Raw genomic sequence first — 15291 nt, forward strand, 5'->3', positions numbered from 1 at the left:
TAGGAGAATTTTATTATGGATATTATCAGTCATTTGACGCGTACCGTTAGCCCAGCCGTGCTGGAAGATGATCATAGTCCCGCTAAAAAGGGGCTACTGGAGCAGTTCTACGCTATTTTTGCGGCTCGTTTAGCGGATAACGATACTTATAATCGTTTTGCAAATGAGAATATCACTCGTGACGACCAAGGGTTTTATGACCGTGTATGGAGCGATGATTCGCAACGTGATCAAATCGCTCGTGAGCTGGCAGGCAAGCATAATGTTGATGCAGCGTCTTCGCGCGGACTGATAGCGATGGCAGCGCCACTGGCTTTTCACGAAATCAAAAGCTTGGCAGGTACCACACCAGTGCCGCAGTTCTTAAATGACAATCTCGACAGTTACCAGCGTTATATCCCTGCCTGGGCAAGCGCCGTTCTGCCAGTCGGTGTGTTGGCAGCGACGCCTGCTGCTGGTGCGCGTATCTCTGATACAGTTAGCACCGCTCCATTGCAACGCGAAGAAGAGCAGCAAGGCAGCTTTATGAAAGCATTGCTCCCCATTATTGGTTTGATTATTTTAGGCGCATTGGCTTGGGCTTTACTTCGTGGTTGCCAAGAGAATCCTGAGCCTGTCGCTACACCGGTGGCTACTGCCCAACAAGCAGCGCAGGGAGAGGGTCAGTTGGCAGTGGCAGGTGATATCGAGCCTGCATCATTGCGCATTGCGACTGGTGAAAATAGTGAGCTGTATGCTTGCCGTATGAATGTGGGCGACGAAACCTTGCAGACCAATGTAATGAATGCGTTAACCAGTGCATTTGGTGAAGAAGCCAATAAATGCCGTGCTGATGTCGATGATAATTTTGCAGTAGATATGCCAGCGGCGGCTCAGCTAGCTACTATCTTACCTATCGTCAAAAATGTACCAAATGCGAGCATGATCATCAAAGGCGATGTTATCACTGTCAATGCGCCTGATGCAGCGGCATTAGATAAGCTAGTGGCTGACTTAAAAGCGGCTGTTCCTGCGATGACCATCCAAGCCGAAGGGCCGTTAGATTTGCAGGGTGAGATTGATAATAGTTTGGCAGCTGCGGATGTTGCTATGACCAATCTTGGTAAAAACCCAGATCCACGTGATGTGGCTCGTGCATTGAGTATTCAGGTGATCAACTTTGAAGTGGATGAAGCGGTCATTCCTGATGTCAATAAAGAGCTGCTTGACCGCGCTGCTAAGATCATCAACGAAGTACCGAATATGAAGCTGACGGTTATCGGTCATACTGACAGTCAGGCATCCGATTCTTACAATGTAGAATTGTCTCGTGATCGCGCTGAGGCAGTGAAAGAGTATTTGGTATCTCAAGGTGTTGATGCCAGTAAATTGATGACGAAAGGCATGGGTGAATCAGAACCTATCGCTGATAACTCAACTGAGCAGGGGCGCTTCCGTAATCGCCGTATTGAATTTATAGTCAATGACGAGATGGCCAGTGCGAACGATGGTATGATTATTAGTAATAACGCGCTTGACCCAGACTTAAACCCTTTGGATAGCAATAACGATGACTTATTGCCTGATGGTGATGATGCCACTCAAGGTACGGCAGTAGATCCAACCAATTAATGCACAGAAGATTGAGAAGTTATTCATTCAAAAAAACCGCATCTTATAAAAGGTGCGGTTTTTTTATTTTGTTAAGGCTATTGTTTATAAGCGGTCGGATCTTTTAATTCAATAGCGCTGTGAGTCGCTTGTGCCTCAGATTGAGGATTAAAAAAGGTTTGAGTCACGTTTTTCTTTGCCTGTTGCCAATAATCAAATTGTTGACAAGTTGATTCCAGATCACCTTGCCATGTTGGTATCTGTCCGCACATTGTTTTAATACGGTTTTGATTGGGATAAGGCAGCTCTTGTGCGGTCTCTGCGGCTTCATGGGCGGCGACGCGATCATTACAAACCAGCGCAATATCACAACCCGCTTCAATCGCGGCTTTCACACGTGCACTGACATCGCCTGCGGCTTGAGCACCTGCCATACATAGATCATCAGAGAATAAGACCCCATCAAACTTTAGCTGATCCCGTATGATGTCCTTGAGCCAAATTTTAGAAAAACCTGCTGGCTTATCATCGACTTGCGAAAAAATAACATGGGCAGGCATTAAGGCATCAAGCCACGGTAGGGTTTGGGCAAAAGGCTGCATATCGCTATGCATAATCTCATCCAAGCTACGCGTATCGATGGCCTCAGCCACATGCGAATCAGGGGCAATCGCACCATGACCGGGGAAATGCTTGCCCGTGGTTGCCATGCCAGCGGCTTTCATACCGCGCATAAACTGAGTCGCCAGTGCAATGATCGCTTGCGGCTCTTGATGAAAGCTACGATCCCCAATGACTTGACTGATGCCATCTCTGTCAAGTACTGGGGCAAAACTGAGATCAATGCCCACGGCCAACACTTCTGTTGCCATTAGATAGCCACAATCGTAAGCACAGCTTAGCGCATGGCTAGGGTCTTGATTGAATAATTCCCCAAGCCTGCCCATGGCGGGTAGTGGGGTAAAGCCATTGCGCAGGCGTGCGACTCGTCCACCTTCTTGGTCGACGCCGATTAATATATCTGGGTTGTGATAACGTATGTCGTCACACAACGCCCGTACTTGTGCCGCATCTGCAACGTTTCGGGCAAATAGAATCACCCCGCCCACCTGTGCCTGTTTGATTAAGCTGACATCTTCTGCTGTCAGTGCGGTACTATCGATATCAATCATTAAAACGCCGTACATTGCGTAATCCTTATGGTGTTATATATTGTTATATGATCGGTTCAGCTTCAAATAAATAAATGATGATAATTGGCAGTGTGCCACTATTATCAAAACTGCTTTATTATGACAGTTATTAGCAAATGAGCATAATGTGGCAGATGAATAGACTCAAATCAATTCGCCAGTAGGCATTGAATCGTCAATAAATGACCCAAATAATGATGAACAATAAATGTCATAGAAAGTTTGGTATGTGCAGGCGTAGCGTGTAAGATTGCTTATACAGTTTGAGACAGTTGGATATCTATGTGCATGATAATATTGAGTGATTTTTAACAATATATTAGCAAACAGCAATGGCATTTAGTGACCATAATTATTCAGAAAATAGCATATATTAGAAAATATCGTTTTAGATTTTAGAAAGTATCATTGAATACATATTCGATTGATAATGGTAGATAAGTATTTCGTGACTTAAAGATAAAGCATTTATAGGCGGCGATTGATTCAGTCACTTTTGATTTTTATAAAACAAATAATATTATTAACGTAAAATAACTAGGTATATATGATGAAAAAACAACCAGCACAGTGGTTACTCAGTGCAGCGTCAGTGGGCATCGCCGGTATTATTCTCACCCAGAGCTATGGCACGGCAATGGCCGACACCAATACTGAAGGCTTTGTACAAACCCCTGAACAAAAGGTCACCACTCGCCAAGTAGCCGCATTGCTGGATCGTAGCCACTATTTGAATCAGCCGCTAGATAGCAAAACGGGCAGCGAAATCTTGTCTATGTATATCGATAGCCTTGACCCAAACCATACGTTGTTTTTGCAGTCTGATGTGGATGAGTTTAAGAAAAAATACGCCGATGAATTCGGTGCTCGCCTCAAGCGTGGCGACTTATCTGCAGGAGTAGAGGTCTTTGAACGCTATCGCAAACGCTCAAATGAGTACTTTGCGATGGCGAGCAAGATGCTAAAAACGGATATTGATTTGACGAGTGATGATACAATCGTGCTTGATCGTGAAAAACTCAATCATTTTAAAACCAAAAAAGAGCAGCGTGATTATTGGACGCGTCAGCTGAAATTTCAGCTGATGAGTATTACCTTGGGTCAAGAAGATGAAAAAGCCAAAGAAAAAGTATTCCTGAGCAATCCAGATATTACTCGTGGACAAGACTTGGTGCGCAACGACCAACGTACACCAAGCGAGATTTTACAAAATCGTTTATCGCGACAGCAAGAGCAGTTTAAGCGTCTCACAAACGATGAAATCATGGAAACCATCTTAAATACGGCGATGCTGACTTACGATCCGCACAGTAATTATTATGCACCGATTCAAGCCAACGAATTACAAATCCAATCTAGCTTGCAATTAGAAGGCATTGGCGTCTCTATTCGTCCTGATCGTAAAAACCCAGATTATACCCGCATCGTGACCTTGGTCGATGGTGGTCCAGCAGCCAAATCTGGTCAGATTAAACCCAACGATTTGATTATCGGTATTGCCAAAGATGGCGAGAACATGACAGATGTGGTTGGCTGGTCAACGCGTGAGATTGTGAGCTTGATTCGTGGTAAACGTGGCACATCAGTGACCATTAAAGTGCGTCAGCCAAATACCCCTGATGCCAGTGCCCGTAACGTGACGGTGGTTCGTGACATTATTCAACAAGAAGAGTCAGGGGTTACCCAGCGCGTGGTAGAAGTACAGCGCCCTAATATTGATAAAACGCCAAAACGCATCGGCGTCCTTGAGATACCAAGCTTTTATCTGAATTATCAGGCACGCCGTAACGGTGAGGATTATCGCAGCGTCAGTATCGATACCGAAAAAGCATTGAAAGCGTTGAATAAAGAAAATATTGATGGCCTCGTGGTTGATTTGCGCAATAATCCAGGTGGTTCATTGGATGAAGTAGCAAAAATGCTTGGCTTCTTTATCAAGAGCGGACCGATGGTGCAAATCCGTGACAATCGCGGCAACATTCAGGTCTACCGTGACGATGATGGCGGTGAGCAACTTTATGATGGCAAAGTGGTCGTTATTACCAACCTAGCGTCTGCCTCAGCCAGTGAGATATTTGCCGCGGCTATCCAAGATTATGGTCGTGGGCTAGTGGTTGGCAGTACGACAACGGGTAAAGGTTCAGCGCAGATTCAACTCGATAATTTGGCATTGGGTTCAGCCACTTTAACGCAGCGCAAATTCTATCGCATCACTGGTGGTAGTACACAGAATAAAGGTGTGGTACCTGATGTAGAGTTGGTCAATATCTACGATGATGCCACTTTTGGCGAACGTGCGCAGAAAAAAGCGTTGCCTTGGGATACCATCAAAACGGCGCCTTACAAGCCTGAAGGTAAGTTCACTGATACGACGCTGGCGACACTTAACCAGCAGTCTAAAATTCGTCAAGAGCAAAACCCACAGTTTGTTTATCTATCAGCGCTAAACAACATTCGCGATATGGAAGATGAGAAAAAACCAATTCCACTTGATATCAATAGCCGCCGAGCTAAGATGCAATTGATTGAAAAGCGTTCATTAGAGGCTGAAAATAAACGTCTTATTGCAACGGGTGAGCGCCCTTATGCCAATTGGAACACCTATCAAGCAGCAATGGATGCAAAATTTGAAGAGCGCAGCCGCATGAAAGCCAAGGAGCGCCCAGAGCTACCTGAAGACGAAGCGTTCATCAATGAAGCGGCCTATATTATGCTAAGCGCTGAACCCAAAGCATTGTTAAGCCCTGAAGAGAAGTTATAAACGATCAGTATTGTCAGCCAAAAAGGCTGTGATTAAAATCCACGTAAGCATATGCTTACATGGATTGACGTTTATACCTCTTACTAACCATGAGGCAATCTGCGATTATAACTGTACGGCACGATTGAACGAAAAGGTTCGTTGATACTAGGGATTGGTATCTCAAAGGTCGCATCAGGGATAGGTGGTTTGCTGATTAAGGATGATAAGGCTGGATGCCTGTCAGTTATAGGATACTCCGGGATTAGGTATCATGTAACGATAACATGGATGGTTAGTGATAAAAGCCGCATAACGCTTGTCGTTATGCGGCTTTGTTACGTCTGGACATTAGTAATTTTTATGGTAGATTTTTTAGAGAGATATTGCTCAAGTTTAATATCACTGTAGACGTAAATAGCGCTCAGCTTATAGATAAGTATATTTATATTAATATTGAACTTATCATAGAATAAGCATAAAAAAGGTCAGTAGACAAAGCCACTGACCTTTTTTGACCAAATGGCAGTCTTAATAAAGACTACCATTTAACATCTCACTATACTCTAGAAGAGATTAGTGCTCAACGCCACCAGCGCCATGGACATGACCATGGTTTAGTTCGTCTTCAGTTGCTGCACGTACTTCTTGGATTTCAACATCAAACGTCAAACGCTTACCAGCCAATGGATGGTTTGCATCAACGGTCACTTCTTTGTCATTTACTTCAGTAACGGTAACTAGCATTACTTGTCCGCCAGCTTCTGACTGAAACTGCATACCCGGCTGGATATCTTCAACGCCTTGGAAGTTATCACGTGGTACATGTTGTACCGCTTGCTCTTGATATTCGCCGTAGCCATCAGCAGGTTCAACAACAGCATTGACTTGTTCGCCAGCAGATTTACCTTCTAGCTGTTGCTCAAGGCCTGGAATGATGTTGCTGTGGCCATGCAAGTAGGCAAGTGGTTGACCTTCTGGTGATTGGTCAAGAATGTTGCCTTCGTCGTCTTTTAGTGTGTAATTGAATTTGACGGCAGTGTCTTTTGCAATAATAGTCATAAGTTATCCTAAATATATCTATGTAAAAATTTAAATACGGTTGCAATAAACCTAAAAAATCCAATCAGCAAGCCAAATAGCCACGTCATTAGTCAATTATCATCAGTTTATTAAAGTAACTTTAGCAGTTAGCATCTTTAATTGAGATGGCTCATATAACTTTCAAGGTAAAAACAATAAAAAATGCTATTTTATACTGATAAATGGCATTTTTTATGAAAATAAACACAGTTTTTTGTGGTTTGAAGACCGTAAATGGATATTAGGGGTTTGCCAGTTGCGTTTTTGGACAATGGCTTTTACCATAATGATATAAATAAGGATAAAAAGACAATGACTTCATTTGCCAATAATTCAGGCAGTCAGCTATCAGATGCTAATACAATCAGCGATCACCATAAAGCTAAAGCTGATATCAATTATCGACTCAATTTCGAGCGTTTTTCTGAGCACTTGGTTGATGTGTCGCTCAATTTTACGGCAGTAAATGATGCGCCTCAACTTTGGTTGCCAGCGTGGATACCAGGCAGTTATCTGATGCGTGAGTTTGCGCGCAATATTACCGCGGTGCATTATCAGGTGTTAGACAGCCAGGTGCTAGATAGTAAAGCGTTAGACAGCCAAATTATGGATGACAATACTCACAAGACTTATCGCGCGCACAAAATAGATAAAAACACGTGGCAATTACCAAAAGCTAAGGCAGGGCAAGCCATCAGTGTCCACTATGAAGTGTACTGCTATGATTTATCGGTACGTACTGCCTATGTCGATCAGCAACGTTTGTATGGGAATTTCACCTCACTGGCATTGGCTGTAGAAGGGCAGGAGCATCGAGCTGTACAAGTCAGTTTAGCAGTGCCAGCAGCATTTTTAGCAGGTAAAGACGAGAGTCGGCTACTATTGGCATGTGGGTTAGAGTCTACTCATCTACGTCTTGATGGGCAGCATAGCTATGGACTACAAGCAGGCAGTTATCACGACCTTATTGATTACCCGTTTGAGATTGCAGAGCAAGATAAGTTTGACTTTATTATTCAAGACAGTACGCATCAGACGCTACATCATCGTTTTTATCTCTCAGGTAAGCACAGTGCCAATATGGGCAGGCTACAGCAGGATGTCACTCAGATCTGTCAGTGCTATTTAGATTGGTTGGGTGATGCGCCATTTAATGATTATACGTTTATGACCTTTGCCAGTGGTCAGGATTATGGTGGGCTTGAGCATATCAATTCGACCAGTCTCATTACGCCGCGCCGAGACTTACCAACTCTTGATGAGCCAAAAATACCAAGCACCGATTATCAGCGATTTTTGGGCTTATGCAGCCATGAGTATTTTCATTCGTGGTGGGTCAAAACGGTACGCCCAGATGTTATGTTGGATGTCGATTTGCGCCGCGAGGCATTTACACCACTGCTATGGGTATTTGAGGGATTTACTTCGTATGTCGATGACTTTATGTTACAAGCGTCGGGCGTGATTGATAAGCCAAGCTATCTCAAGCTACTGGCTGAGCAAATTAATCGTTACTATCAAACCGCGGGTCGCGCGTATCAAAGCGTTGCAGAATCGAGCTTTGATGCGTGGATTAAGCTATACCGTAACGATGAAAATACAGGCAATGCTGGTATCAGTTATTACAACAAAGGCGCACTGGTGGCGTTATGCTTGGATTTGACACTGCTCCAAAAGAGCAATGGTCGCTATCGTCTGTTTGATGTGGTCAAGGCTTTTTATACTCAAGCAAAGCAAAACGACAATAAACGCATTGGCATCAATAGTGCTGATATGGGTTCAGTCATTGGGCAATTCATGCCGATAGAGGATTGGGAAGAATTTGAGTATCGTTATGTCAATGGTGTCGAAGAGTTGCCAATTGAAGCGCTGCTAGCAGCAAACGGTATTAGCATGCATAGTAATAGCAAAGAGACGGCTGACAATCATGTGCCTTGGGGCATGCGCTGTACTGAAACACCTGCTGGACTCAAGGTTAATCGCGTGACACGTGCTAGTGTCGCTGCTAGAGCGGGTATTTCAGCGAACGATGTCATTGTGGCGCTTGACGGTATCAAAGCTGACAGTAAACAATTGGCGTTGCTAAGTAATGTGGAGCGCGACATTGAGTGTCACCTGTTTCGCCGTGATGAGTTGATGCGTGTTAATGTGCTGCCTAAAGCGGCTGATGAAGCCATCGACAAAGCATCTCCGCATAAAGTGAGCTTGCACTTGGCAAAAGCAAATCAATCGTCAGGAGTCAGTGATAATTCTTCTCCAGTCGATGCAGGCTGGCAAGCATGGCTTAACGCTATAGAGCGTTATCGAAGTTAAATACATTGCTAAATGTATTAATGTGAATGTACTTTTTCTCACTATTCTGTTCAATAATTGGTTAAAAGTAAAAGCCCCTGCCAAATAATATTATTTGGCAGGGGCTTTATGTAATGACTGGCAGTCTTTTAAGGTTTGTTAAAAATTAACAGCTAGGTCAGCGTTTAATAATTCAGCACCTAAGAAGCAGGTTGTTCAGATTGCTGATGATTATCCGCTTCACTTGTGCCCTGTGTCTCTTTAGCCTTGTTATCGATATTAGCATCTGCAATCCATTGTTGCATATGCTCAATCTCAGTCTGCTGACCATCGATGATATCTTGTGCCAATTGACGCATCTCTTCGTCAGTGCCATATTTCAGCTGAATGTTTGCCATCTCTACCGCGCCAATGTGATGCGGCAGCATACCACGTGCAAATGCCATGTCAGGCACAGGATCGGCGATACCCAATACCATCTCGCCATTTAAGACATCCATGCTTCTGGCATACGCTTGCTGCATCGCTTCAGTATTGGGTTTAGGTTTGGCTGTATCAGGGTGGCTAGCAAGCCATTTATTCAAAATATCGATTTCAACTTGCTGAGCGGCGATAATCTCTTGTGCCAATTGACGCATCTCTTCGTCAGTACCATATTTCAGCTGAATTTTTGCCATTTCTACGGCACCGCGGTGGTGGCCAAGCATCGCTTTAGCAAAGGCTGTATCAGGGTCGTTATAACCCATACCGATCATCATCTCATCATGCATTCTAGTCATCGACCTTGTATAGTCTCTGAGTATGTCGGTCATTTGGCTCTCGTCCGCGCTGTTTTCCCCAGTTACTAGTTCGTTGTCAGCGTCAACGTCAACGTCATTTGGAGCATCGACGATATCAGACACAGGTGGGGTCGCTGCATTAGAATCTGTGTCATCGTTGTCTTTTGTCGGCTGACAGGCGCTCAGTATAAGCGCCGTAGAGACGCTAGTAGCCAACAAGATCCAACGACGAGAAGCAAACATAACATATCCCTATAATAAAAAATCAAATGATAAGTGGATGAGACTTATGATACCTAAACAATGGTGTTCTGAAGCTTAGCAGATAAACCTTGCTCGTTCGAGACGCGATGTTTAGCAAGTCGTAATTGGTTTTAATTGCCACCAAAGCCAATGACTAAGACGTATTCTTATTTAAAAAAGCTGACAGAAATAAGGATATGCCCTAATAAGCAGATGCCAGTCACGAGCAATCAGATACCAGTAGATTGATAGTAACAATTAATTAAGAATGCCTAATTGCTGACAGCGTTCGCTAGTGAGATGAATGCGCACAAACTCACCAACGGCTAAATCACCCAATTCAAACCCTGCTACTGACCAGCGTATCAAACGCAGACAAGGCAGTCCAACCTGCGCTGTCATGCGTCTGACTTGGCGATTCTTACCTTCATAAATTGTCAGCATGAGCCACGAAGTCGGTACATTCTTACGCTCACGAATAGGCGGCTCACGTTGCCATAAATCAATGGGTAAGTTTGCCTCTTCTACCATGAGAGCCGTCGCAGGTAGTGTCTTGCCATCTTTTAAATGTACGCCAGAGGCAAGCTCATTCAACTGCGCTGGCGTTGCTGTGCCTTCAACTTGCACCAAGTAAGTTTTGCCCTGCTTATGACGGTTTTTTGCAAAATTAGCAGCAGAAGGTGGCTGGGTAATGGCTTTATTGACTCGACCATCACTCGTTAAAATCAGCAAGCCCTCTGAGGTGGCATCAAGCCTACCAGCAATCCGTAAAGACTTATCGGTAAAATACTGTGATAGGGTGGTGTGATCATTGTTGCTGTCATCACGAAACTGACTTTGCACCCCATAAGGTTTGTTGAATAAAATCAGACTAGAGGTCGACATGGTTTGGGATTTCCTAAATTTTAATCATTATTTTGTGCGTATTTTGAGGTTAGGGCGTGTCCTCAATTTACGATTTTTAAAACGAGGACACGCCCTAATAAAACGTTATTTTTTTAAATCAACGCTATAAGCTGCAAATTTGTTGATTTTATATAAAGTATCTTTGTTATTTTGCGCGTTATTATAACAGTCTGTGTGGATGCTATTTTACTAAAGGGATTTTTACAGTATCGTTAAGTCAATAAATGATTATTCACTGTATCGCTATTTTACTTATTCATTTTTTAAACCGTTTATCAGCATATCGCAACTTACCTATTGCTCAAAGTTTTTAGTTTGGCTAACCCGCATTTAAAGCGGTATAAATAATCATAATAGAGTGGCTAGCATAACAGAGTGCTAAGGATGCTTGCGATATCTAACATACAACCAAGGAGTTTTATCCATGTCTTATGAGAAGGTTATCGTCCCAAGAGACGGCGAAAAAATTACCGTAAATGCTGATCTGTCGCTAAATGTACCCAATCATCCTATTATCCCGTTCGTTGAAGGCGATGGTATCGGGATCGATATCACGCCGGTCATGATAAAAGTGGTCAATGCGGCCGTGGAGAAAGCTTATCATGGCAAACAGTCCATCATTTGGATGGAAGCTTATCTTGGCGAAAAAGCCGCTAAAATATACGATGGTGACTATCTGCCAAGCGAGACGCTAGAGATTTTAAAAGACTATGTTATCAGTATCAAAGGCCCATTGACCACGCCAGTTGGCGGTGGCTTTCGCTCATTGAATGTGGCGGTACGTCAAGAGCTTGACCTCTATGTCTGTCAGCGCCCAGTTCGTTGGTTTGAAGGTGTACCAAGTCCTGTGCAGCATCCTGAGCTGACAGATATGGTCATTTTCCGTGAAAATTCAGAAGATATCTATGCAGGTATCGAATGGAAAGCGGGCAGTGAGGATGCTAAGAAAATCATTAAATTTTTAAAAGAAGAGATGGGTGTTACGAAGATCCGCTTCGATGATGATTGCGGTATCGGCATCAAGCCAGTATCCAAAGAAGGCTCGCAGCGTCTGGTGCGTAAAGCTATTCAACATGCTATCGATAATGATTTGCCCAGTGTGACTTTAGTGCACAAAGGCAATATTATGAAGTATACCGAAGGCGCATTTAAGGAATGGGGCTATGAGCTGGCAGCAGAACGCTTCGATGCAGAATTATTAGATGGTGGTCCTTGGATGACAATGAAAAATCCAAAAACAGGCAATGATATTATTATCAAGGATGTTATTGCTGATGCCTTTCTGCAGCAAATCTTGATGCGTCCTGCGGATTATTCAGTCGTTGCGACGCTAAACTTAAACGGTGATTATATCTCAGATGCCCTAGCAGCCGAGGTGGGCGGTATTGGTATCGCACCGGGCGCTAACAAAGGCGGCGCAATTGCGGTTTATGAGGCAACTCATGGCACAGCACCTAAATATGCGGGTCAGAATAAAGTAAATCCTGGTTCATTGATTTTATCAGCTGAGATGATGTTACGAGACATGGGTTGGACAGAAGCCGCTGATCTCATTATCAGTGGTATCCAAGGTGCTATCGCTAATAAAACAGTCACTTATGACTTTGAGCGCCTCATGCCAGATGCTATCTTGCTCAGTACTTCTGAGTTTGGTAAAGCGGTTATCAAGCACATGGATGTTTAAAAAGTATATAGAGCTGAGTCAGCAGTTATCAGAATTTTATAGTATTGATAGAAGTATCAATATTCACAAAAGTATCGCTGAACTTATCAATGTCAAAAAGCCATCTACAGTTATGTAGGTGGCTTTTTTATTGGCAGTTTTTTGCTGTTTATCAGTGATATTTTAAAAGTAACGTTTTAAACGTACTGTCTTATGTTCAAGCATAAAAAACACCGCTTAAGTCTGAGACCTAAGCAGTGTTTTTATTTTACCTAACTGGGTCCAAAAGTCTTTATAAGTAAAGAAAATTAAGCCCAATTGTTTGCTGTATTAGCACATAACTCAATTACAATGAGGCGATTGCTGCATTGAATAGCGTGCTTGGACGCATCGCTTGTTCTGCCAATGCTTCGTCTGCCAAGTAGTAACCTTTTAAGTCTACAGGCTTGCCTTGAGCTTCATTTAGCTCTTTGACGATAGCAGCTTCGTTGCTCTCAAGTTTTTCTGCCAGCGGTGCAAATTTTGCTTTAAGATCAGCATCTTTATCTTGTGCCGCAAGCTCTTGTGCCCAGTACATCGCCAGATAGAAATGACTACCACGGTTATCGATTTCACCTGTTTTACGTGAAGGGCCTTTGTTGTTTAACAACAGTTTCTCTGTCGCCGTATCTAGCGTATCCGCCAAGATTTGCGCTTTAGCATTGTTATCGTGACTGGCCAAATGCTCCAAAGACACGGTCAAGGCTAAGAACTCACCCAATGAATCCCAACGTAAATGGTTTTCCTCTAACAACTGTTGAACGTGCTTAGGTGCAGAACCACCAGCGCCCGTTTCAAACAAACCGCCACCTTTCATTAATGGTACGACTGACAACATTTTCGCACTTGTGCCAAGCTCTAGGATTGGGAACAAGTCAGTCAAGTAATCACGTAAAATATTACCAGTTGCAGAGATAGTATCCAGACCACGGGCAACGCGCTCTAGCGTATAACGCATCGCACGAACCTGTGACATGATTTCAATATGCAGGCCTGTCGTATCATGATCTTTTAAGTAAGTTTGAACTTTTTTGATCAGCTCGTTTTCGTGCGGACGGTAAGGGTCTAGCCAAAAGATAACTGGTGTATCTGATTCACGGGCACGGCGTACCGCAAGTTTTACCCAATCTTGGATAGGCTCATCTTTAACCTGACACATGCGCCAAATGTCACCGTTTTCAACCTGCTGCTCAAGCAATACCTCATCAGTATCTTCATCGACAATACGAGCCAATCCTGAACCACTCGCCTCAAAAGTCTTGTCATGCGAGCCATACTCTTCGGCTTTTTGCGCCATCAAACCAACGTTAGGAACCGTACCCATCGTTGTTGGATCAAAGTTACCATGCCATTTACAGAAGTTAATCATTTCTTGATAGATGCGAGCAAAGGTAGATTCAGGCATGACTGCTTTACAGTCATACATTTTGCCATCAGCGCCCCACATTTTACCGCCTGAACGAATCATCGCTGGCATAGACGCATCAACAATCACGTCACTTGGTGAATGGAAGTTGGTGATACCTTTTGATGAATCAACCATCGCTAGGCGTGGACGATGCACTTGGCAAGCATGTAAATCGCGTTCGATTTCTTCACGTTTACTGGCTGGTAGCTCAGCGATTTTTTCGTACAAACTTGCCATGCCGTTATTGACGTTGATACCTAGCTCGTCAAAGAAAGCGCCATGCTTATTAAAGGCATCTTTATAATAAGTTTTGACCGCATGACCAAACACGATAGGATGCGATACTTTCATCATCGTGGCTTTTACGTGCAGTGAAAACAAGATACCAGCTTCGCGGCAATCTTCCATTTCACGCTCATAAAACTCAAGTAATGATTTTTTGCTCATAAACATCAAGTCGATGACTTCTTTGTCCAGCAAGGCAATGCCTGTTTTGAAGACATGAATAGTGCCATCTTCAGCGACACGTTCCATACGTACAGTACGTGCTTTATCTAAAGTGATAGATTGCTCACCAGCATAGAAATCGCCACTGTGCATGTGCGATACGTGGGTCTGTGACCATTGCTTCCATTCACCCATAGAGTGTGGATGCTTGCGTGCATAGTTTTTAACCGCTTTTGGTGCACGGCGATCTGAGTTGCCTTCACGCAAGACTGGGTTGACAGAACTGCCCAAGCTTTTGCCATAACGCTTACGGATCTCTTCTTCTTCTTCTGTCTTAGGATCATCTGGAAAGTCAGGAATAGCGTAGCCTTTGCTTTGCAATTCTTTGATACAAGCTTTTAGCTGTCCAACAGAAGCACTGATATTAGGCAGTTTAATGATATTGGTATCTGGATCTTGAGTCAGACGACCCAGCTCAGCCAGATTATCAGGAACGCGCTGCTCTTCCGTTAAGTACTCTGGAAACTCAGCCAACACACGGGCAGCAACAGAGATATCGCTGGTTTCAACTTCGATGCCTGCTGTTTGAGTAAAAGCTTTTACAATTGGCAAAAATGATAAGGTTGCTAGCGCTGGTGCTTCGTCAGTTTTTGTATAAATAATTTTAGACATTAGTTGGGCATTCCTTTTAGTTGTAATTAATAATAAGGCTCAAATATAAGTTAATAATTCCATGCAGCTCTGATGTAATAATGGATCATGCAACGATACTAAATAATGTGTCGCGAGTTTTTTGTAGCCAGTTTCTTGGAGACCATCGAGTCTGCTTAGAATTTTTCTTCGTTAAGCGGCAGTTTGACTGTCTTGTCTGAACGACCTGCTCATATGAATGACTTAAAAATAGAGTG

9 protein-coding genes are annotated in these 15291 nt (G+C 43.5%); 4 read left to right on the top strand and 5 right to left on the bottom strand.

The annotated features are described in order from the left end of the window. Positions 1 to 15 precede the first annotated feature (15 nt). Positions 16 to 1611: an OmpA family protein gene (locus JMY05_RS12990; RefSeq protein ID WP_201615276.1), complete on the top strand. Its 1596-nt coding sequence runs from the start codon at positions 16 to 18 to the stop codon at positions 1609 to 1611. A gap of 77 nt (positions 1612 to 1688) precedes the next feature. Here JMY05_RS12990 and nagZ read toward each other — a convergent pair whose 3' ends face one another. Continuing rightward, entirely contained in the window at positions 1689 to 2777 is a 1089-nt protein-coding gene (nagZ, locus tag JMY05_RS12995) for a beta-N-acetylhexosaminidase (protein WP_201615277.1), read from the bottom strand. 556 nt (positions 2778 to 3333) lie between these two features. Here nagZ and JMY05_RS13000 point away from each other — a divergent pair. After that, complete coding sequence (locus JMY05_RS13000; protein ID WP_045443512.1) at positions 3334 to 5544, top strand: carboxy terminal-processing peptidase; 2211 nt, start codon at positions 3334 to 3336, stop codon at positions 5542 to 5544. A 555-nt stretch (positions 5545 to 6099) separates the two neighbouring features. On the opposite strand, the gene JMY05_RS13005 is transcribed toward JMY05_RS13000, so the two are convergent. After that, a complete protein-coding gene (locus tag JMY05_RS13005; RefSeq protein ID WP_045443514.1) occupies positions 6100 to 6585 on the bottom strand; it encodes an FKBP-type peptidyl-prolyl cis-trans isomerase in 486 nt (161 codons plus the stop codon). Positions 6586 to 6918: 333 nt separating this feature from the next. Between JMY05_RS13005 and JMY05_RS13010 the strand changes: the two genes are divergently transcribed. Continuing rightward, complete coding sequence (locus JMY05_RS13010; protein ID WP_045443517.1) at positions 6919 to 8919, top strand: M61 family metallopeptidase; 2001 nt, start codon at positions 6919 to 6921, stop codon at positions 8917 to 8919. A gap of 179 nt (positions 8920 to 9098) precedes the next feature. On the opposite strand, the gene JMY05_RS13015 is transcribed toward JMY05_RS13010, so the two are convergent. Further along, the gene (locus JMY05_RS13015) at positions 9099 to 9920 is read right to left on the bottom strand and encodes a DUF305 domain-containing protein (RefSeq protein WP_045443520.1); all 822 of its coding nucleotides are present in this window, start codon (positions 9918 to 9920) and stop codon (positions 9099 to 9101) included. 258 nt (positions 9921 to 10178) lie between these two features. Then, positions 10179 to 10805: a pseudouridine synthase gene (locus tag JMY05_RS13020; protein ID WP_201615278.1), complete on the bottom strand. Its 627-nt coding sequence runs from the start codon at positions 10803 to 10805 to the stop codon at positions 10179 to 10181. A gap of 445 nt (positions 10806 to 11250) precedes the next feature. Here JMY05_RS13020 and icd point away from each other — a divergent pair, with 445 nt between their 5' ends. Next, complete coding sequence (icd, locus tag JMY05_RS13025; protein ID WP_055123470.1) at positions 11251 to 12510, top strand: NADP-dependent isocitrate dehydrogenase; 1260 nt, start codon at positions 11251 to 11253, stop codon at positions 12508 to 12510. 325 nt (positions 12511 to 12835) lie between these two features. Here icd and JMY05_RS13030 read toward each other — a convergent pair whose 3' ends face one another. Then, positions 12836 to 15055: an NADP-dependent isocitrate dehydrogenase gene (locus JMY05_RS13030; protein ID WP_201539828.1), complete on the bottom strand. Its 2220-nt coding sequence runs from the start codon at positions 15053 to 15055 to the stop codon at positions 12836 to 12838. Between the last annotated feature and the right edge of the window lie 236 nt (positions 15056 to 15291).

The organism is Psychrobacter sp. JCM 18902, assembly GCF_904846615.1.
In the GTDB taxonomy this organism is placed as follows: domain Bacteria; phylum Pseudomonadota; class Gammaproteobacteria; order Pseudomonadales; family Moraxellaceae; genus Psychrobacter.